Source organism: Pseudomonas sp. L7 (assembly GCF_046605565.1).
GTDB classification, from domain to species: Bacteria; Pseudomonadota; Gammaproteobacteria; order Pseudomonadales; family Pseudomonadaceae; genus Aquipseudomonas; species Aquipseudomonas wayambapalatensis.
The window spans coordinates 1,304,877-1,325,644 of sequence record NZ_CP176784.1 but is presented as its reverse complement, the minus strand read 5'-3'; the positions used below and the strand labels follow the sequence as shown (position 1 = coordinate 1,325,644).

The 20,768-nt window shown below is 63.9% G+C and carries 14 protein-coding genes; 10 read left to right on the top strand and 4 right to left on the bottom strand.

The annotated features are described in order from the left end of the window. The first annotated feature begins 109 nt into the window (after window positions 1–109). Window positions 110–1,648, top strand: a complete 1,539-nt coding sequence (glpD, locus tag ACK3BK_RS06310) for a glycerol-3-phosphate dehydrogenase (RefSeq protein ID WP_411383934.1) — start codon at window positions 110–112, stop codon at window positions 1,646–1,648. A 41-nt stretch (window positions 1,649–1,689) separates the two neighbouring features. Here glpD and ACK3BK_RS06305 read toward each other — a convergent pair whose 3' ends face one another. Next, window positions 1,690–5,979, bottom strand: a complete 4,290-nt coding sequence (locus ACK3BK_RS06305) for an NEL-type E3 ubiquitin ligase domain-containing protein (RefSeq protein WP_411383933.1) — start codon at window positions 5,977–5,979, stop codon at window positions 1,690–1,692. 341 nt (window positions 5,980–6,320) lie between these two features. Here ACK3BK_RS06305 and ACK3BK_RS06300 point away from each other — a divergent pair, with 341 nt between their 5' ends. From ACK3BK_RS06300 to ACK3BK_RS06275, 6 genes are all read left to right on the top strand, one after another. Beyond that, window positions 6,321–7,238: a glutamate/aspartate ABC transporter substrate-binding protein gene (locus ACK3BK_RS06300; protein ID WP_186668542.1), complete on the top strand. Its 918-nt coding sequence runs from the start codon at window positions 6,321–6,323 to the stop codon at window positions 7,236–7,238. 147 nt (window positions 7,239–7,385) lie between these two features. Beyond that, on the top strand, window positions 7,386–8,132 hold the full coding sequence (locus ACK3BK_RS06295; protein WP_186710623.1) for an amino acid ABC transporter permease: 747 nt from the start codon (window positions 7,386–7,388) through the stop codon (window positions 8,130–8,132). Beyond that, on the top strand, window positions 8,132–8,803 hold the full coding sequence (locus tag ACK3BK_RS06290; protein WP_186668546.1) for an amino acid ABC transporter permease: 672 nt from the start codon (window positions 8,132–8,134) through the stop codon (window positions 8,801–8,803). Before ACK3BK_RS06295 ends, ACK3BK_RS06290 begins: the two co-directional genes overlap by 1 nt. After that, window positions 8,800–9,534 (top strand): amino acid ABC transporter ATP-binding protein, encoded by a 735-nt coding sequence (locus tag ACK3BK_RS06285; RefSeq protein WP_186668548.1) that lies wholly within the window; start codon window positions 8,800–8,802, stop codon window positions 9,532–9,534. Before ACK3BK_RS06290 ends, ACK3BK_RS06285 begins: the two co-directional genes overlap by 4 nt. A gap of 60 nt (window positions 9,535–9,594) precedes the next feature. Then, complete coding sequence (locus tag ACK3BK_RS06280) at window positions 9,595–11,499, top strand: ATP-binding protein (RefSeq protein WP_186668550.1); 1,905 nt, start codon at window positions 9,595–9,597, stop codon at window positions 11,497–11,499. A gap of 64 nt (window positions 11,500–11,563) precedes the next feature. Next, window positions 11,564–12,838 (top strand): sigma-54-dependent transcriptional regulator, encoded by a 1,275-nt coding sequence (locus tag ACK3BK_RS06275; RefSeq protein WP_238343357.1) that lies wholly within the window; start codon window positions 11,564–11,566, stop codon window positions 12,836–12,838. A gap of 20 nt (window positions 12,839–12,858) precedes the next feature. On the opposite strand, the gene ACK3BK_RS06270 is transcribed toward ACK3BK_RS06275, so the two are convergent. Further along, window positions 12,859–13,854, bottom strand: a complete 996-nt coding sequence (locus ACK3BK_RS06270) for an alpha/beta fold hydrolase (protein WP_411383932.1) — start codon at window positions 13,852–13,854, stop codon at window positions 12,859–12,861. A 197-nt stretch (window positions 13,855–14,051) separates the two neighbouring features. On the opposite strand from ACK3BK_RS06270, the gene metR reads away from it, so the two are divergent. Next, window positions 14,052–14,969 carry a transcriptional regulator MetR gene (gene metR, locus ACK3BK_RS06265; protein ID WP_186668556.1) on the top strand — a complete coding sequence of 306 codons (918 nt, stop codon included), beginning with the start codon at window positions 14,052–14,054 and terminating at the stop codon, window positions 14,967–14,969. Here metR and ACK3BK_RS06260 read toward each other — a convergent pair. Further along, window positions 14,953–15,366, bottom strand: coding sequence for an NUDIX hydrolase (locus ACK3BK_RS06260; RefSeq protein WP_411383931.1), 414 nt, complete (start codon window positions 15,364–15,366; stop codon window positions 14,953–14,955). The genes metR and ACK3BK_RS06260 overlap by 17 nt on opposite strands. A gap of 77 nt (window positions 15,367–15,443) precedes the next feature. Then, complete coding sequence (locus ACK3BK_RS06255; RefSeq protein ID WP_186668560.1) at window positions 15,444–15,704, bottom strand: type B 50S ribosomal protein L31; 261 nt, start codon at window positions 15,702–15,704, stop codon at window positions 15,444–15,446. Between the two features lie 185 nt (window positions 15,705–15,889). Here ACK3BK_RS06255 and ACK3BK_RS06250 point away from each other — a divergent pair, with 185 nt between their 5' ends. Next, window positions 15,890–17,509, top strand: a complete 1,620-nt coding sequence (locus ACK3BK_RS06250; protein ID WP_411383930.1) for an FMN-binding glutamate synthase family protein — start codon at window positions 15,890–15,892, stop codon at window positions 17,507–17,509. Between the two features lie 102 nt (window positions 17,510–17,611). Continuing rightward, complete coding sequence (locus tag ACK3BK_RS06245; RefSeq protein WP_186710620.1) at window positions 17,612–20,728, top strand: transglycosylase domain-containing protein; 3,117 nt, start codon at window positions 17,612–17,614, stop codon at window positions 20,726–20,728. Window positions 20,729–20,768 lie beyond the last annotated feature (40 nt).

Sequence of the window (20,768 nt, the reverse complement as noted above, 5' to 3'; positions counted from 1 at the left end):
TATTTTCTATGATCAGCGACTGGCGATGGCCATTTTGTTGCGCTACTATTTTCGGAAACGAACATAGATGTTCACATTCGCTGTGAACCGCTCCCAGGAGGCCTTGCCCGTGTCCCAGCCCGTCCAGCCCCAGCCGCCCCTCGCCGACTGCTATGACCTCGCCGTGATCGGCGGTGGCATCAATGGCGTCGGTATCGCCGCCGATGCTGCTGGGCGCGGCCTGAAGGTCTTCCTGTGCGAGAAGGACGACCTGGCCCAGCACACCTCCTCGGCGAGCAGCAAGCTCATCCATGGTGGCCTGCGCTACCTGGAACACTACGAATTCCGCCTGGTACGTGAAGCTCTGGCCGAGCGGGAAGTGCTGCTGGCCAAGGCGCCGCACATCGTCAAACCCATGCGCTTCGTGTTGCCACACCGTCCGCACCTGCGTCCGGCCTGGATGATTCGCGCCGGCCTGTTCCTCTACGATCATCTGGGCAAGCGCAAACGCCTGGGCGCCTCGCGCAGCCTGCGTTTTGGTGCCGGATATCCGCTCAAGCCCACGATCACCCGCGGTTTCGAATATGCCGATTGCGCAGTCGATGACGCTCGCCTGGTGGTACTCAACGCCATGGCTGCCCGCGAAAAAGGTGCCCACCTGCACACCCGTACCCGCTGCTTGCGCGCCGAACGTGTCGATGGCCTGTGGCAGGTTGAGCTGCAGCATGCCGACGGTAGCCTGCAGACCATCCGCGCCCGCGCCCTGGTCAACGCCGCCGGCCCTTGGGTGGCAAGCTTCATCAAGGACGACCTCAAGCTGGATGCGCCCTACGGCATCCGCCTGATCCAGGGCAGCCATCTCATCGTGCCGCGGCTGTACGAAGGCGAACACGCCTACATCCTGCAGAACGAAGACCAGCGCATCGTCTTCTGCATCCCTTATCTGGACCGCTTCACCCTGATCGGCACCACCGACCGTGAATACAGCGGCGACCCGGCCAAGGTGGCGATCACCGACGCGGAAACCGACTACCTGCTCAAGGTGGTCAACGAACATTTCAATCATCAATTGTCACGCGCCGACATCCAGCACACCTACTCCGGCGTACGCCCGCTGTGCAACGACGAGTCGGACAACCCCTCGGCCGTTACCCGCGACTACACCCTGGCGTTGTCCGCCAGCGAGGGGCAGGCGCCCCTGCTTTCGGTGTTCGGCGGCAAGCTGACCACCTACCGCAAGCTGGCAGAGTCGGCCATGGCCGAACTCAAGCCCTTCTTCTCCCAGATGCGCGGCAGCTGGACTGCCTGTGCGCCATTGCCAGGCGGCGAAGGCATGACCAGCGTGCAGGCCCTGGTCGATGCCGTTCTGGCGCGCCACGGCTGGCTGCCGGTGGACATCGCCAAGCGCTGGGTACTGACTTACGGCAGTCGGGTCTGGCGTCTGCTCGAAGGTGTACAAGGGCCGGACGACCTTGGTCAGTCGATCGGTGGCGGCTTGTTCAGCCGCGAGGTGGACTACCTGTGCGCCGCGGAATGGGCCGTCAGCGTGGACGATATCCTTTGGCGTCGCACCAAACTGGGCCTGTTCACCAGTGCTGCCGAGCAACAGGCTCTGGCCGACTACCTGCAGCAGGCCGCCTCGAACCGGGCCCGGGTCCGCGCGGCCTGAGTCCATCGACGGGGTGGCGCCGCGCCAGCCCGTCCCTGTTTCTACACACGAGCAAACGCCTCTTCGGCCAGTTCGCGCAGCAGCTTGCGTTCGGCGATAGCGTACTCGTCCTTGAGGGCCCTGCTGCGCAGATCGAACGTCCACTCGTCGATCGCCCCCTTGCCTACGTAAGCCTCCAGATCGGCCAAGCGCGTATGAAAGCGCTCTACTACCTCGCCGAACCTGTCGTTGTAATGATGTCGCGCATAGGCTTCCCAGAACGGACGCTGCGATAGGGAATCAGCGAGCGACTGGGTGTTCTCGGCCGCCAGGACCTCCCGTCGGGCCCGCAACAAGTCGCTGGTGTTGACGTTGGCGAAACTCTGGTAATGCATCGTCTCGGGTTCGATCGGCAGGTCCAGGGCGTAAGCCAGTTTGAGCCGGTAGAAAAGACGAATCTCCACCTCATCCACCAATGCCCAGGCGTGCAGACGCATGGACTCGACATGCCTGGCCGCGATCCGGTCCAGTTCATCCAGGCGAAAGAGCCCTCGCCCCAGACGCAGCAACGCCGATTCCGTCTGGCTGGCAGGTAGATCGCAGGTGGCGCGTTCGGCCAGGATGCTGATCTCCATCTGCTCCAGCACCAGCAGCAAGCGGTCCTCGCAGGTCCGTGGTCCGGCCGCCTCGAGGAACACCCGGTCACGCAACAGCTCGTGCTGCTCGCACTGCTCCAGGATACGCCAGACCCTCGCGCGAAAACGCTCAGGCGCATCGCTGAAGTCCTCGCTATTGGAGAAATCGGCCAGAAACCGAAACAATCCCTGCGACCCCGTCTCGCCCTGCAGCGTGTGCCATAGTCGCTGACGCTGACTACGGATGTCGTCCGCGACCGATCCGGTCCATGCATCGCGCACCGAATCGTCCAGGCTGTGGTGCTTGAACGACGGCAGCCGATGCGCATCGGTGGCAGAACCGGCAGCAGCCTGGTCCAGCAGTGACTCGCTGGCCTGGTCCAGTGGATTGTCGTGCAGCGCGACCACCTCAAGTTGATCGCGCAAGCTCGCCAGGTCCTGGCGCAACTGGCGAATACTGTTTTCACGCAGATCGACGATGCCGCGCAATGGCAGGTTCTGCGGCATGGCCTCAAGACCGGTCGAGCGCAACCGGACATCGCGCAGGCGCGAGCGTGCGGGCAACACGGGCGGGCGTCCGAGCGGGTTGCGATCGAGGTCGAGCAGTTGCAGCGTGGATAACCTGGCCAGCAGGTCGTCTGCGGCCTGATCCAGGACAATACGATTGGAAGCCAACCGCAACTGTTGCAACTGCCCCAGGCGCGCAACACCCGAAGGAATGGTCGCCAGCCGGTTCCCGGACAAGTCGAGCTCCACGAGGTTCGAGAAACGTGAAAGAAAATCGTCCTCGACCCGCTGCAAACCCATGTTTCTCAGGCGCAAGCGCCGAACATGCCCGAAGTCGATGCCCACCGGCAGCACGGGCAAGCTGTCGAGCACCTCGCCATCAAGCTCAAGCACATAGTCATCCGCCGAATCGGTGAGCTTGCGTCGCCAGCTGCGCCGGATCGCCGCGGCGACTCTGCGGCGCCTGAGCGCATCCAGCGGGCCGGTCCGTTGGCCACGCCACTGCTCCAGCCCCTGGCGTAATCGACCCAACTGCTGCTGCAATCGACTGTAATGCTCCCATAGGCCTTCTCCTGCACGGGTCAAGTTCTCCAGGTACGCGGTGAGCTGAGTCTCGTTGAGCAACGGAAAGACCTGCTGGATACCTCTGCGGATCGCCTCACGGCTGCTTTCACCCCGCCCACTGAGGGCATACCCCAGACGCCCGTCGGCAAAACGCCGCGGCGGGCGCAACCCGGCAGCGGTGGGCGTCAGGCCAATCAGTTCAGCCACCTTGGCGCGATCGGCGAACGCCAGGGTCATCAGATGCTCACGCAGCGTGGCCAGGCTGTCGCCCTCGGGCATCAGCGCCTGGCGTTGGGTGTCGTGCAGGCTAGGCAACACGACTTCCAGCAGGTCAGTTGACGTCAGCGACGAGCCTTGGCGCTGATAGCCTTGTGCGCTGCGCAACACGTACTCGACAGTCGCTGCATCCGTCGCCCCCCGGCTCGCCAGCAGCGCACCATCGGCCGTTGTCTGGCGCAACTCGATACGCACCGACGAGGGCCAGGCAGCCGCCTGGTCGATCAACCCCAGCACCAGACGCTCACTGTCGGCGTTGCTCGCCCAGGGCCAGCGCACGCCCGCGCACGCACGATCGATACGGTGTTCGCGCAGGCTCCAGCGCGCCCTTTCCGCCAGGGCCAGCGGCAAGCGCTGACGGCTGACCATCTCGTCAAGCTCCGCACTGCTGGCGTTGGCAAGCACCTCACGCACGCAGCGAATCGGCAGCCCTGCGAAGGCGGCGAGCACCAGTTTGTCTTCTGCAGTTGCCAGCGGCTGCCGCGCAATCAACTGCGCATCGAGGTCTGCGGCATTCAATGCGGGCGACTGCTCATGGATCTGATAGCGTTCCAGCACCTCGTGAAGGCGGGCAGGCACCTGCGCGTTTTCCAGGTGAAGCCGACGCAACTGCGCCTGCTCGAAGCCGGTCACCTGCAGCAGTTGCTCGGCAAGCAGATCGGTCACCTGGCTGAAGGCAATGCCAAAGCGCCGCAATATCAGCCCGGCCCCCTGCCAGCACTGGGGCTGCTCGTAGGCATGGCGCCAGCCGCCTCTGCCGTTTTCATGCACCTGCGGCCGATGAGCGTACTCACGCACCGGGTGCCGAGCCCGTGCGATGCGATCCTTCGGGTCATCGATCACCTGCAAGGTCATATCGGGCAGCGCCAGCATCCGCCCTTGCGTAGCGTCCGCCGGCACTTCGCTGCCGGCGTGATAGCCCGGCAAGCGCCCATCGATCAGCCGCAACGCCCCCGCCTCGTTACGCAGCGGCACCAGGGCATCGACGAAGGCCACCCGCTGCAGCGCCTCCCTCGCTGCCGAAGCCCCAATGCCAACGGCTACGCCGACCGCGATGTTTTCAGCCACACCGAAGAGGTGATCCAGCGCACCTTGCCGATCACCGACGCTCCAATCCAGGTAGCCCTCGTACACTTCATCGGCAATCTGCAGGGCCCCCACCACCAGCATGGCCTGCCCGAGCAGTGGGACGAACAGCCCGGCCAGGTTCAGTACATCGAGCCCCAGGCCGAGGTAGGCATCCAGACGCTCGCGCCGATCCTCCTCATCTTCATCACCGGTGGGCACCGCCAGTACCCGCGCGTCGTCGAAGAGCTTGGCGATGTGCAATTCACGCAAGTAGGCGAACAGCTTTCCGTCGATGGCCTGATGGCGTCCATCCAGCGCCAACGTTTCACCTGTGCCCAGCGCCCGGTTCAACTCGAGGAGGCGGGAGAAGAAACGAGGTCGATCACGCTCACTGACAAACCGGGAAAAGAACGTGCGATAGGATTTGTCAGTCAACTTCTCGGCCAACGCCTGGTACAGCGCGGCCCATGAAGGGTATCGCGCCACTGGCTGCCGCGCATCGCCTGGTAGCCAGGCGATCACCCCGCTCACCGCGGCGTCTGGACTGGCGCGCACCTCCAACGTGACCACACCACGGATGCACTTGCCCAGCAGGTACAATTGGCGTGGAATCACCGACGACGAGACCGGCGGAACGATCGGCCTGGGCGCGATCAACGGCAACAGTTCCAGATAGCTCTGCTCGTCCAGCTCGCCCTTGAGCACGGCCACGCGCACCGCGACCTCCAGGTGCGCGGCCAGACTCTCTTCGAACAGACCATGCACCTTGGCTGGCGAATCCGACGGGCGCAGTTGCTGCGCCAACACGGCTTGGTACGCCTTGCCCAGGTCAAGCGTGCGACACAGCCCGGCAAACGCTTCGAAGCCCATTCCCAAGTGCTTGCCGGTGGCATCGATCAGTTGCCCCGTGCGCCCGGGTGCCGGCTTGGTTTCGGTGACATGGTAGTTGTGCAGTGCCGCAGCCAGCAGCGTCTGCCGGGAAACATGGGTGAAGGTCGGCGCAGGCAGGGCCGCCGAGATGCTGGGCGTGACGATGCGCTGGCGAATTTTCACGGTGCTGTACCTGACATCCGGCCGTGCAATCGCGCGCCTGCGCAGCGCAGCGTCGATCAAGGGCTCGGCGAAGGCATCCAGAGACGGGATGGCATCGAGTATGGGCTTCAGGGCTTCGTTGGCCTTGGCCTGGCGGGTCATCGCCGCCTGCAGGGCCCTGAGGCGGTCGAGGGAGGCACCGGTCAACCAGGCAGGCAGGCGAGAGGCAATCAGGCTATCGATGGACTCGGGGTGGGGGGCGTAGGTCATGGCGCACACTCCTGGAAAGGAGCGCCAGTTGACCGCTTTCACGGTGGGCGACGTCGGTAGCCCTGTACCACCTGATCCCGGTATGGCACCCCGCGCCCATCCATTCGGATTTCCGAACGACACCAGCCCGGCCATTCGGAAACCCGCACGCCTTCCCTTGGAAATAATTCGTCAGAAAAGATTAATTTCCAGAAAATTCGCGGCGTTATGATGAATATGGGGGCTTGGCACGAGTCATGCTCTACACTTGGTAGCCGAACGCACACCGCTTCTTGTTGTGTTCGTTGAACGAAGAGTCCGCCAACGGCTCCATAAAAAAAACAAACGTCGAGGAAAATTTGATGCGTATCGTTCGTCAATTGCTGGGCGCTGCAATCGCCGCCGCCGTTATCGCTTCGCCGGTCATGGCCGAAGAACTGACCGGCACCCTGAAGAAGATCAAGGACTCCGGCACCATCACCCTGGGCCACCGTGACTCCTCCATTCCGTTCTCCTACCTGGCTGGCAGCACTGAGCCCGTGGGCTACTCCCACGACGTCCAGCTGGCTGTGGTCGAGGCCCTGAAAAAGCAACTGGGCACCGACATCAAGGTCAAGTACAACCTCGTCACCTCCCAGACCCGCATCCCGCTGGTGCAGAACGGCACCGTCGACCTTGAGTGCGGCTCCACCACCAACAACGTCGAGCGCCAGCAGCAAGTCGGCTTCTCGGTCGGCATCTTCGAAGTCGGCACCCGCCTGCTGACCAAGGTCAAGGACGGTCAGCCCTCCTACAAAGACTTCCCGGACCTGGCTGGCAAGAACGTCGTGACCACCGCCGGCACCACCTCCGAGCGCCTGCTCAAGGCCATGAACGCCGACAAGCAGATGAAGATGAACGTGATTTCCGCCAAGGACCACGGTGAAGCCTTCAACATGCTCGAAAGCGGCCGCGCCGTAGCCTTCATGATGGACGACGCCCTGCTGGCCGGCGAAATGGCCAAGGCCAAGAAACCGACCGACTGGGTCATCACCGGCACCCCGCAATCCTACGAAATCTACGGCTGCATGGTCCGTAAGGACGATGCGCAGTTCAAGAAAGCGGTCGATGACGCCATCATCGCCTACTACAAGTCGGGCGCAGTGCAGAAGAGCTACGACAAGTGGTTCCAGCAGCCAATCCCACCGAAAGGCCTGAACCTGCAGTTCCCGATGAGCGATGAGCTGAAGAAACTGATCGCAGAGCCTACCGACAAGGCTGCGGACGACAAACAGTCCTGATCCCCTGCTGAAATGGCCCGTGTGCTCCGACGAGCACGAATCGAACCGACGGGCCACGCATAAGTGTCTAACCTTTACTTCCGAGGGCGCCCGCGCCCTTGGAAGTTCAAAGGTGCCCGTGAAACAACCGTCTGAGGGGAAATCCCGATGAATTACAACTGGGACTGGGGCGTGTTCTTCAAGTCCACCGGCGTGGGCAGCGAAGTCTATCTGGACTGGTACATCACCGGCCTGGGCTGGACCATCGCCATCGCCATCTCTGCCTGGATCATCGCCTTGCTGCTGGGATCGCTGCTTGGCGTCATGCGCACCGTGCCGAACCGCCTGGTTTCGGGCATCGCCACTGCCTACGTGGAACTGTTCCGCAACGTACCGCTGCTGGTGCAGCTGTTCATCTGGTACTTCCTGGTACCGGACCTGCTTCCGGAGGGCCTGCAGGAGTGGTTCAAGCAGGACCTCAACCCGACCACCTCGGCATTGATCAGCGTGATCATCTGCCTTGGCCTGTTTACCGCCGCGCGTGTCTGTGAACAAGTGCGCACCGGTATCCAGGCCCTGCCCCGCGGACAGGAGTCTGCCGGGCGCGCGATGGGCTTCAGCCTTCCGCAGATCTACATGAACGTGCTGCTGCCGCAGGCCTACCGGATCATCATTCCGCCGCTCACCTCCGAATTCCTGAACGTGTTCAAGAACTCCTCGGTGGCGTCGCTGATCGGCCTGATGGAGCTGCTGGCCCAGACCAAGCAGACCGCCGAATTCTCCGCCAACCTGTTCGAGGCCTTCACCCTGGCCACGCTGATCTACTTCACCCTGAACATGGGCCTGATGCTGCTGATGCGCATGGTCGAGAAGAAAGTCGCCGTGCCTGGCCTGATTTCCGTGGGAGGTAAATAATGGACATGGATTTCAGCGAAATCATCCCTGCCCTGCCCGCCTTGTGGGACGGCATGGTCATGACCTTGCAACTGATGGTCATGGGTGTGGTCGGTGGTATCGCGCTGGGGACCGTCCTGGCGCTGATGCGGTTGTCGTCGAGCAAGCTGCTGGCCAATATCGCCGGCGCCTACGTCAACTACTTCCGCTCCATCCCGCTGCTGCTGGTGATCACCTGGTTCTACCTGGCCGTGCCCTTCGTGCTGCGCTGGATTACCGGCGAAGACACCCCGATCGGTGCGTTCACCTCCTGCGTCGTGGCGTTCATGATGTTCGAGGCAGCCTACTTCTGCGAAATCGTGCGTGCCGGCGTGCAGTCGATCTCCAAGGGCCAGATGGGCGCCGCGCAGGCACTGGGCATGACCTACGGCCAGTGCATGCGCCTGATCATCCTGCCCCAGGCGTTCCGCAAGATGACCCCGCTGCTGCTGCAGCAGAGCATCATCCTGTTCCAGGACACCTCGCTGGTCTACACCGTGGGCCTGGTGGACTTCCTCAACTCGGCACGCGCCAACGGCGACATCATCGGACGCTCCCACGAGTTCCTGATCTTCGCCGGCGTCGTGTACTTCATTATCAGTTTCTCCGCTTCCTGGTTGGTCAAGCGTCTGCAAAAAAGGATCGCCGTATGATTTCCATCAAGAATGTCAACAAGTGGTACGGGGACTTCCAGGTGCTGACCGACTGCACCACCGAGGTCAAGAAAGGTGAAGTGGTGGTGGTATGCGGCCCGTCCGGCTCGGGCAAATCCACCCTGATCAAGTGCGTCAACGCGCTGGAGCCGTTCCAGAAGGGCGACATCGTGGTCGACGGCACCTCGATCGCCGATCCGAAGACCAACCTGCCCAAACTGCGTTCGCGGGTGGGCATGGTGTTCCAGCACTTCGAGCTGTTCCCCCACCTGTCGATCACCGAGAACCTGACCATCGCCCAGCGCAAGGTGCTCGGCCGCAGCGAGGCGGAGGCCACCAAGAAAGGCCTGGCCCTGCTCGACCGGGTCGGACTCGGCGCCCATGCCAAGAAGCACCCCGGCCAGCTCTCCGGCGGCCAGCAGCAGCGCGTGGCAATCGCCCGCGCCCTGTCGATGGACCCGATCGTCATGCTGTTCGACGAACCAACCTCGGCACTGGACCCGGAAATGGTCAACGAAGTACTGGACGTAATGGTGGAGCTCGCCCACGAAGGCATGACCATGATGTGCGTGACCCACGAAATGGGCTTCGCCCGCAAGGTCGCCAACCGAGTGATCTTCATGGACAAGGGCAACATCATCGAGGACTGCCAGAAGGAAGATTTCTTCGGCAACCCCGAAGGCCGCCACGAACGCACCCAGCACTTCCTCAGCAAGATCCTGCAGCACTGATGATCCCGGTGTCCGCTGCCTGCCAGGGCAGCGGACGCTGGTCGTGACAAGGCCACTGTGATGAAATGCGATCCTTCGCTACTTCGCCCTGCCAAGCCTGCCGTGAAATCCCGCCTGATCCGCCAACTGTTCCTCCCACCACTGATCGTCCTGCTGATGGTCGGGCTGGGTCTGGTCGGCTACATGATCAGCGAAAACAACGGCATCCGCGCCCTGAGCGAGAACGGCGAGCGCCAGCTCGAGCTGCACGCGCGCACGGTCGAAAGCGAAATCAGCAAGTACACCTACCTGCCAAGCCTGCTGGAGCTCGAAGACAGCGTCTCGCAACTGCTCGCCGACCCTGACGGCGGCTCGCGGCAGGTCGTCAACGAATACCTCGAAGGCCTGAACCGCCGCAGCCGCAGCCGGGCCATCTACGTACTGGACACCAGCGGCCGAGTGCAAGCTACCAGCAACTGGCGCGACGCCGACTCCTTCCTGGGTGAAGACCTGGCCTTCCGCGCCTACTTCCAGGACGCCGTGCGCGGTCAGCCTGGGCGTTTCTATGGCATCGGCAGTACCACCGGAGAAGCCGGCTACTATCTGGCCCATGGCTTGGAGGAGCACGGCAAGATCATCGGCGTCGCGGTGATCAAGGTGCGCCTGGACACCCTGGAAGAGCGCTGGCAGCGCGCCCGTCTCGAAGCTTTCGTCAGCGACGAGAACGGCATCATCATCCTTTCCAGCGACCCCGCCCGGCGGTTGAAGTCGGTGCGCCCGCTTACCCCGCAGATCAAGGAAGAGCTGGCGCGCAGCCTGCAGTACTACTGGTGGCCACTCAACGAACTGCAACCGCTGGCTCGCGAGACGCTGGGCGATGGTGTAGAAAAGCTGACCTTCCCGACCAGCAGCGAAACTGTCCAGGGCAAAGTGCGAGAAGTCGCCTACCTGGCTCAGACGCGGCGTCTGGCAGACACCCCCTGGGACTTCACCCTGCTTACCCCGCTGCAGGATCTGCATCGCGAGTCGATGGTGCAGGGCATTCTGGTCGGCGTTGCCTTCGCCCTGCTGGCAATCCTCGGCATCGCCTGGAACGAACGGCGCAAGGTGATCGCCACCCGCCTGGCCGCCCGCGAAGCCCTGGAAGAGGCCAATAGCCTGCTGGAGCGGCGGATCGCCGAACGTACTGCCGACCTGCGTGCCAGCAACGAACGGCTCAAGGGGCAGATCCGCGAACGACGTCACGCCGAGCAGACCCTGCGCCATGCCCAGGACGAGTTGGTCCAGGCCGGCAAGCTGGCGGCCATCGGGCAGATGTCGACCAGCATCGCCCATGAACTGAACCAGCCGCTGGCGGCGCTGCGTACCCTGTCGGGCAACACCGTGCGCTTCCTCGAGCGCGGCGCCTTCGAGACCGCCAGCACCAACCTGCGCACCATGAATGACCTGATCGATCGCATGGGGCGTATCACCGCCAGCCTGCGCTCCTTCGCCCGGCGCGGCGAGGACAGCGGTCGCGCCTCGCTGGGCGTGGCGGTGGAAGCGTCCCTGCAGGTGCTCGGCAATCGCATCGGCGCATGCAACCTGCAATTGCATCGCCAGTTCGAAGATCAGCCGCTGGCCATCGACCAGACGCGCCTGGAGCAGATCCTGGTCAACCTGCTCGGCAACGCCCTCGACGCCATGACCGCCCAACCCCAACCGCAGTTGTGGCTGGAAGGCGAACTGATGGGCGACAGATACCGCCTGAGGGTTCGCGACAACGGCCACGGCATTGACGTCGAGGCACGCAAGCACCTGTTCGAACCGTTCTTCACCACCAAACCGGGCGAGCATGGCCTGGGTCTGGGCCTGACCTTGTCGGCCAGCCTCGCCACAGCCGCCAAGGGCACCTTGAGCGTCGAGCACCCCGCTGGCGGCGGCACGGCCTTCATCCTCACCCTGCCCCTGGTCACCTCCCCCACCGACTCGGCCGATGCCCCATGAACGAAGGGTCCCCATGAACCAAGCACCCTTGACGGTCCTGATCGTCGAAGACGACCCCCACGTGCTGCTCGGCTGCCAGCAGGCGCTGGCGCTCGAGGATATCGCCTGCGAAGGCGTCGGCAGCGCCGAGCAGGCCCTGGAGCGGATCGGCGACGATTTCGCCGGGATCGTCGTCAGCGACATTCGCCTGCCGGGCATCGACGGCCTGGAGCTGCTCAATCGCCTCAAGGCCCGCGACCGCAGCCTGCCGGTGGTGCTGATCACCGGCCACGGCGACATCGACATGGCTGTCGGTGCCATGCGCAACGGCGCCTACGACTTCATGGAAAAGCCGTTCTCGCCAGAACGACTGGTCGATGTCGTGCGCCGGGCGCTGGAGCAGCGCGGCCTGTCGCGTGAAGTGGTCGCCCTGCGCCGGCAACTGGCCGGTCACAGCTCGCTGGAAGGGCGCATTATCGGCCGTTCGCCCGCCATGCAGAACCTGCGCGAACTGATCGCCAACGTCGCCGACACCTCGGCCAACGTACTGATCGAAGGCGAGACCGGCACGGGCAAGGAACTGGTCGCCCGCTGCCTGCACGATTTCAGCCGTCGCCAGGCAGCCCCCTTCGTGGCCCTGAACTGCGGCGGCCTGCCGGAAAACCTGTTCGAGAGCGAAATCTTCGGCCACGAAGCCAACGCGTTCACCGGCGCCGGCAAACGGCGGATCGGCAAGATCGAGCATGCCAACGGCGGGACACTGTTCCTCGATGAAGTCGAGAGCATGCCGATCAACCTGCAGATCAAGCTGCTGCGCGTCTTGCAGGAGCGCACCCTCGAACGCCTGGGCTCGAACCAGAGCATCCCGGTGGACTGCCGGGTGATCGCTGCCACCAAGTCGGACCTGGACGCCATGGGCCAGGCCGGGCAGTTCCGCAGCGACCTGTACTACCGCCTCAACGTGGTCACCCTCGAGTTGCCGCCATTGCGCGAGCGCCGCGAGGACGTGCTGCAGTTGTTCGAGCACTTCCTGCAGCAATCGGCGCTGCGCTTCGACCGCGAAGTCCCCGAGCTGGACAGCCAGACCTTGTCGCGGCTGATGGCCCATGACTGGCCCGGCAATGTGCGCGAGCTGCGCAATGTCGCCGAGCGCTATGCGCTGGGCTTGCCGGCGTTCAAGAAGGCCGGTGGCGGTGCCAGCCAGGGGCTGGGCTTTGCCGAGGCGGTGGAAGCGTTCGAGCGCAACCTGCTGAGCGATGCCTTGCAGCGCACTGGCGGCAACCTCAGCCAGGCCAGCCAGGAGCTGGGCATGGCCAAGACCACCTTGTTCGACAAGGTGAAGAAGTACGGGTTGGGCTGAGGGGGAGCCGCGCCCCCGACTCAAAGCCCTGCCAGGTGCGTCACATCCTGGCGATGCGACTTCAGGTAAGGCAGCACCGCTGCCAGCAACGGCGCCTTGAACGGTTCCTGGAAGCGATGCGCCAACCCAGGAATCAAGCGCAACTGGCTGCCCTGGATATGCGCCGCCAGATGCACCCCATGCATCACCGGAAGCAGCGGGTCGGCCGTGCCGTGCACCACCAGCGTCGGCACACGCAACTGGTTGAGCAGCGCCACTCGGCTCGGCTCCGCCAGGATCGCCATGATCTGGCGCTTGACGCCCTCCGGGTTGAACGCCCGGTCATAGGCCAACGCCGCCTGCTGCAACAGCACCGCGCGATCATCGTGCACCGCCGGGCTACCCAACGCCGCCAGCAGGTCAGCCTGCTGCTCCAGCGCCACCTCACGGCTCGGTGCGCTGCGCCGGGCCAGCAACTGCACCAATGCAGGATTCGGCGCCGGCAAGCCTTCGGCCCCGGAACTGGACATGATCAGCGTCAGGCTGCGCACACGCTGCGGCGCCATGGCGGCCAGGTGCTGGGCGATCATCCCACCCATGCTGACCCCCAGCACATGGAACTGCTCGATCCCGAGCACATCCATCAGGTGCAGGCCGTCACCGGCCATGTCAGTCAGGCTGTAGGGTGCCGCCACTGGCAGGCCGAGCTTGTAGCGCAGCAACTCGACGGTGAGGTTGGCCGAAGCCGGCGCCTGGCTCCAGCGCGACAGGCCGACATCGCGGTTGTCATAACGGATGACCCGAAAACCCTGGCGACACAACGCCTCGACCACATCATCCGGCCAGTGGATCAATTGCCCGCCCAGCCCCATGACCAGCAGCAGTGCCGGATCCCCCGGCGCACCAATGCTCTGGTAGACCAGGCTCAACTCACCCAGCTCGGCACGCTGCACCGGTACATGGGCATCGCAACGCCCGGCTGCGAAGCCTGTCGGCACCCCGCATAACAAAAGAAAGAAGATCAGAAAAACCCGCATGGAAGGAAACACCAGAATGCAAATCCCCAGTAGAGCGCGAGTCTGATGAAATCCATTCGGTGGCGCTGCCACAGTTGCGTGACAGTTTGATTAATGTCGCCGAACGGTCATCTGCAGGGTTCTGTCGACAGACACTCCAACATGAGAGAAACTCAACCCAATCGATCTATTACCAAGTGTTTCTCCCGGAGTTGCGAGTGCTGGAAATCCGTCACCTGAAAACCCTTCATGCCCTGCGCGAAGCCGACAGCCTGGTGGAGGCCGCCGAGCGCCTGCACCTGACCCAGTCGGCGCTGTCGCACCAGTTCAAGGAGCTGGAAGAGCGCCTGGGAATGCAACTGTTCGTGCGCAAGACCAAGCCGATCCGCTTCACCAGCGCCGGCCTGCGCCTGCTGCAACTGGCCGACGCCACGCTGCCGCTGCTGCGTGGCGCCGAACGCGACATCGCCCGCCTCGCCGGCGGCACCGCGGGCCGCCTGCACATGGCCATCGAATGCCACAGCTGCTTCCAGTGGCTGATGCCGACCATCGATCAGTTCCGCGATGCCTGGCCCGAAGTCGAGCTGGACCTGGCCTCGGGCTTTGCCTTCGCCCCCTTGCCGGCCCTGGCCCGGGGCGATCTCGACCTGGTGGTGACTTCCGACCCGCTGGACCTGGCGGGTATCACCTACGTGCCGCTGTTCACCTATGAAGCCATGCTGGCGGTGGCCAACCAGCACCCGCTGGCGAGCAAGCCCTACATCGTTCCGGACGACCTGGCCGAGCAGACCCTCATCACCTACCCGGTGGAGCGTGATCGCCTGGACATCTTCACCCGCTTCCTCGAGCCGGCCGATATCGAACCGGCCGCGGTACGCACCTCGGAGCTGACAGTGATGATGATGCAGCTGGTCGCCAGCGGTCGCGGGGTGTGCGGCATGCCGCACTGGGCATTGCACGAGTACAGCTCGCGTGGCTACGTGAAGGGCAAGCGTCTGGGCGAAAAAGGCCTGTTCGCCACGCTCTATGCCGCGGTGCGCACCGACATGCTCGATGCACCGTACATGCGTGATTTCCTGCTGACCGCCAAGGATACCTCGTTCGCCACCCTCGACGGTGTCAGCGCGGTGCGCTGAGGCCTTCACGCCACAGCGGCAGGATCAGGTCGCGGGTCAAGGGTGCCAGGGCCAGCGCTGGCGCCTGATCAGCGGCCAGCCAATGCACTTCTTCGATTTCCGCAGCTGGGGACACCGCTTCGGCACACTCGACACGAAACAGCTCGGCCTGCACCTCGAACCCCGGCTCGTTGGCCGCCGGAGCGCTGAAGCACCCCAGGTGCACCGCCTGCTCAGGATCGACACGCACGCCCAGCTCCTCATGCAGCTCCCGCACCAGCGCCTGAACCGGCGTTTCACCCGCATCGATCTTGCCACCCGGTTGCATGAAGGCCTGGGTGCCGCGCTTGCGTACCAGCAGGGTACGGCCCGCCGGGTCGATGAGCAGGGCGGCGGCGATGTGGATAGTCTTGGTCATGGGGGCATTCCTGGACAGAGGCTGGCGAGGATACCTGATGAGGCCTTTTGCGGGTAATCCGCCGCGCGAACCGAGCGTTACTTCGCCTTCCCGGCAAACCCTGCAAAACGCTTGTTGAACCCAGCCACTCGCCCTTCGACGGTCGTTTTGCGCTGCTGCCCGGTGTACACCGGGTGCGATGCGCTGGAGACATCCAGCGCCACGTAGGGGTAGGTCTGGCCGTCGCTGTGGACCTGGGTGCGATCCGTTTCCACGGTCGACCCGATCAGGAAGAACACATCCGCCGCCGTGTCATGGAACAGCACCGGACGATACTCGGGATGGATACCTGCTTTCATGAAAATCACCTCGCTCATAAAATTGATACTTTATAACATACTATATTGAGAATGATTTTCGATACCCGAAATTTCATTTTTCCTCGCCTTTCGTCCGCTGGCCATTTGTCACCCGACCGGGCTATGGTCGGGGTTTGCCCAGGCCCCTGAGCCTGATTGACCGAAGCATTCGCAAGGATTTTCGCATGAGTCTGTCACTCCTCAGCCGTTACGCCGTGTTCGCCGCCTGCGTGCTGTTCACCTTGGCCAGCCTACCCTTCCTGCACCACGAATGGCTGTGGCCCTTCACCCTGACCACCGCCGTGCTCAGCCTGATCGGCCTGTTCGACCTGCTGCAGAAACGCCATGCGGTACGCCGCAACTACCCGATCCTGGGCAACATCCGCTACCTGGTCGAAGGCATCCGCCCGGAGATCCGCCAGTACCTGCTCGAATCCGACAGCGATGCCCTGCCCTTCTCCCGCGCCCAGCGCTCGCTGGTGTACGCCCGCGCCAAGAACGAAGCCTCCGACAAACCTTTCGGCACCCTGATCGATGTCTATGAGTCGGGCTTCGAGTTCATCGGCCACTCCATGCGCCCCGCCCCCCTGGCCGACCCGGCAGGCTTTCGCATCACCGTCGGCGGCCCGCAGTGCAGCCAGCCTTACTCGGCGTCGATCTTCAACATCTCGGCCATGAGCTTCGGTTCGCTCAGCGCCAACGCCATCCGCGCCCTCAACGAAGGTGCCCGGCTCGGCAACTTCGCCCATGACACTGGCGAAGGCAGCATCAGCCCCTACCATCGCGAGCACGGTGGCGACCTGGTCTGGGAGCTGGGCAGCGGTTACTTCGGCTGCCGCACCGCGGACGGACGCTTCGACCCCACGCGCTTCGCCGAGCAGGCCGCCAACCCGCAAGTGCGGATGATCGAGATCAAGATGAGCCAGGGCGCCAAGCCCGGCCACGGCGGCATCCTGCCCAAGCACAAGGTGACCCAGGAAATCGCCGACACCCGCGGCATCGTCATGGGCGAGAACTGCATCTCGCCGTCTCGCCACAGCGCCTTCTCCACGCCCATCGAGATGATGCAGTTCATCGCCCAACTGCGTGAGCTGTCTGGCGGTAAACCGGTGGGCTTCAAGTTCTGCCTGGGCCACCCATGGGAATTCATGGGCATCGCCAAGGCCATGCTGGAAACCGGCATCCTGCCCGACTTCATCGTCGTCGACGGCAAGGAAGGCGGTACCGGCGCGGCCCCCGTGGAGTTCACCGACCACATCGGCGTACCCCTGCGTGAAGGCTTGCTGTTCGTGCACAACACCCTGGTTGGCCTGAACCTGCGCGACAAGATCAAGCTCGGCGCCAGTGGCAAGATCGTCAGTGCCTTCGACATCGCCAGCGTGCTGGCCATCGGCGCCGACTGGGCCAACTCTGCACGCGGCTTCATGTTCGCCATCGGCTGCATCCAGTCGCAGAGCTGCCACACCAACAAGTGCCCGACCGGCGTTGCCACCCAGGACGCCCTGCGCCAGCGCGCACTGGTGGTGCCCGACAAGGCCCAGCGGGTGCTCAACTTCCACCACAACACCCTGCGCGCCCTGGCCGAAATGCTGGCCGCTGCAGGCCTCGAGCACCCCGCGCAACTGGAGGCCAAGCACCTGGTGCGGCGTATTTCCGCCACCGAGATCAAGCTGTTCTCGCAGATGCACGTGTTCCTCAAGCCCGGCGAGCTGCTGACCGGCGAGGTGGACGGGCAGTTCTACTCGCGGATGTGGCAACTGGCCCGCGCCGACAGTTTCGAGCCGCACAGCGAAGCCGCAGCCTGATCCGAATACACCGATCATCGCCCTCACAATTTTTTCACCAAGTCCGGCCAGCGTCTAAGCTTCAGACAAGCAAGACGAAAATACTTGGCCGGACTGAACTCTATGGGCGCACTGTGGCAATCGGAACAGACCAGAACGGAAGCACCCGAAACACCTCTGGCCGAGCCCCCACAGCCAAAGACTCCTCGTCAGCGTCGGTTGTGGTGGCGATTGATCATCCTGATCGTGCTGGTGGCCATGGTTGCGGTGGGCTTTGCCGTCTATGACGAGATGCAGAGTTCGGACCTGCAATCGCGTGAGTTCAGCCGCCTGGCCAGCACCCTCACCTACTCGCTGGAGCGCGGACCGAGCGACGCGATCGTCTACCCAGGCGACGGCCCCTTTGACAAGCGCCTGGGCTACAGCGCCCTGGGCCAGTTCCTGCCGCGTCTGCTCAAGCGCGACTACCTGATCAGCGAGCAGGTCCGTTTCTCGCCAGCGCTGATGCGCTACGTCGACCACGGCCTGTTCGTGCCCTACGTCGAGAAGATCCAGGCCGGCCTGTCGATCACCGACTGCCGCGGCGACACTCTCTACCAGTATCACTACCCCCAGCACCTGTACGGCGACTTCGCCTCGATCCCGCCGGTGATCGTCAACAGCCTGTTGTTCATCGAGAACCGCGACCTGCTCGACAGCAAGGATCCGCAGAACAACCCGGCGGTGGACTGGCCACGTTTCGCCAAGGCCGCCTACAGCCAGGTCGCCAAGTACCTCGCCCTGCCCGGCCAGTCGGCAGGCGGCAGCACCTTGGCCACGCAACTGGAAAAATACCGTCACTCGCCGGACGGGCTGACGGTCAATGGCGCCGAGAAGATCCGCCAGATGATTTCCGCCAGCGTACGCGCCTACCAGGGCGGGCCGGACACCACCGAGGCGCGCCAGCGCATCGTGCGCGATTACCTGAACAGCGTGCCGCTCTCGGCGGTACCCGGGCACGGTGAAGTGCATGGCATGGCAGAAGGGCTGAGGGTCTGGTACGGCGCCGACTTCGCCGAGGTGAACCAGGCGCTCAACTCGACCGAAACCGACCCCCAGAGCATGGCCGCTCGCGGCCTGGCCCTGCGTGAGGTGCTGTCGCTGATGATCGCCCAGCGCCGGCCTTCGCATTACCTGTCCAAAGGCCGCGTCGAGCTGGCCGAGCTCACCGACTCGCATATCCGCGTGCTCGCCACCAACGGCATCATCGATCGCCCGCTGGCCGACGCCGCGCTGGCCAGCAAGGCGGTGTACCGCGACTGGGTGGCCCAGCCGACCATCGTGCCGATCATCACCAACAAGGGCATCAGCCTGGCCCGCAACCGCCTGGCGGCCATGCTCAACCGCCCGCTGTACGACCTCGATCGCCTCGACCTCTCCGCCACCAGCACCCTGCAGGCCGACTTGCAGACCCAGGTCAGCCAGTACCTGAAAAACCTCGCCGACCCCGAGTTCGCCGCGCAGATGGGCCTGATCGGCGAGCGCCTGCTGACCAGCAAGACCACCGACCAGGTCAGCTACAGCTTCACCCTGTTCGAGCGCACCGCCGACGGCTCGCGGGTTCGGGTGCAGACCGACAGCACCAACCAGCCGTTCGACATCAACGAGGGCAGCAAGCTGGAACTGGGCTCGACCGCCAAGCTGCGGGTGCTGACCACCTACCTTGAGATCGTCGCCGAGCTGCACGACAAGTACGCCGGCAAGCCGGTGGCCGAGCTCAAGAAAGTGGAAGTGGCCGACCTCGACCGCATCACCCAGTGGTCGCTGGAATGGCTGATGCAGAACAGCAAGAACCAGAACCTCGACGCCATGCTCGACGCCGCGCTGGAGCGCAAATACTCGGCCAATACCGGCGAGGCATTCTTCACCGGCGGCGGCATGCACGTGTTCAACAACTTCCGCAAGGAGGACAACGGCCGCAACCCGACCCTCAAGGACGCATTGCGCGAGTCGATCAACCTGCCGTTCATCCGCCTGATGCGCGACCTGGTGCGCTACGTCACCTACCAGCAACCCTACAACCGCGAGCCACTGCTCAAGGATGACGCCGATCCGCGCCGCCAGGAATACCTGGCGCGCTTCGCCGATCGCGAGGGCACCAACTACCTGATGCGCTTCTGGCGCAAGTACCAGCGCAAGACCTCCCAGCAACGCCTGGACACCTTCCTCGACAGCATGCGCGTCACCCCCCAGCGCCTGGCGGCGGTGCACCGCTACCTGTTCCCCGAGGCCAGCCAGGAAACCTTCAACGCCTTCGTCCGCGCGCACAGTGCCAAGGACAAGGCCGCCATGGCCAAGCTCAATGACGGCCGCCTCTCCGAGATGTACGCCGCCTACGGTCCCGGCAAGTACGACCTGCCCGACCAGGGCTTCATCGCCAAGGTCCACCCCCTGGACCTGTGGCTGCTCGGCTACCTGCTGAAAAATCCTGGCGCCACCCCTACCGACATGGTCAACGCCAGTCGTTTCGAGCGTCAGGAGGTGTACAGCTGGTTGTTCAAGAGCCGTCACCAGGGCGCCCGTGACAGTCGCATCCGTACCATGGTCGAAATCGAGGCGTTTCTCGACATCCACCAGCGCTGGAAGCGCGTCGGCTACCCCTTCGATCACCTGGTACCGTCGCTGGCCACGGCCATTGGCAGCTCGGGCGACCGCCCTGCGGCGCTGTCCGAACTGGTGGGCATCATCCAGAACGATGGCGTACGCCTGCCGACCCTGCGCATCGACACTCTGCACTTCGCCGCCGGCACGCCCTATGAAACCAAGCTGATCAGCGATCCCGACCGCGGCCAGCGGATCCTCAAGGTAGAAGTGGCGCGGGCTCTGAAAGGCGCCATGTCGCAGGTGGTCGATGCCGGTACCGCGCGGCGCATTTCCGGCAGCTTCAAGCTGCACGACGGCACCTCGCTGGTGATGGGTGGCAAGACCGGTACCGGTGACAACCGCCTGCAGAGCTACGGCGCCGGTGGACGGCTGATCGGCTCACGCTCGCTGAACCGCACCGCCACCTTCGTGTTCTTCCTCGGCGACAACCACTTCGGCACGCTCACCGCCTTCGTACCAGGGCGCACGGCAGAGTCGTTCAAGTTCACCTCGGCCCTGCCCGTGCAGGTGCTCAAGGGCATGGCGCCGATTCTCATGCCGTACCTGGAGCCGGGAAACCCCAATGAATGCAAGGCGCCGCAATTGGCGATGCACTGAGATGGCCGACCCATCAAAAAACAAGATGATAATCATCTGC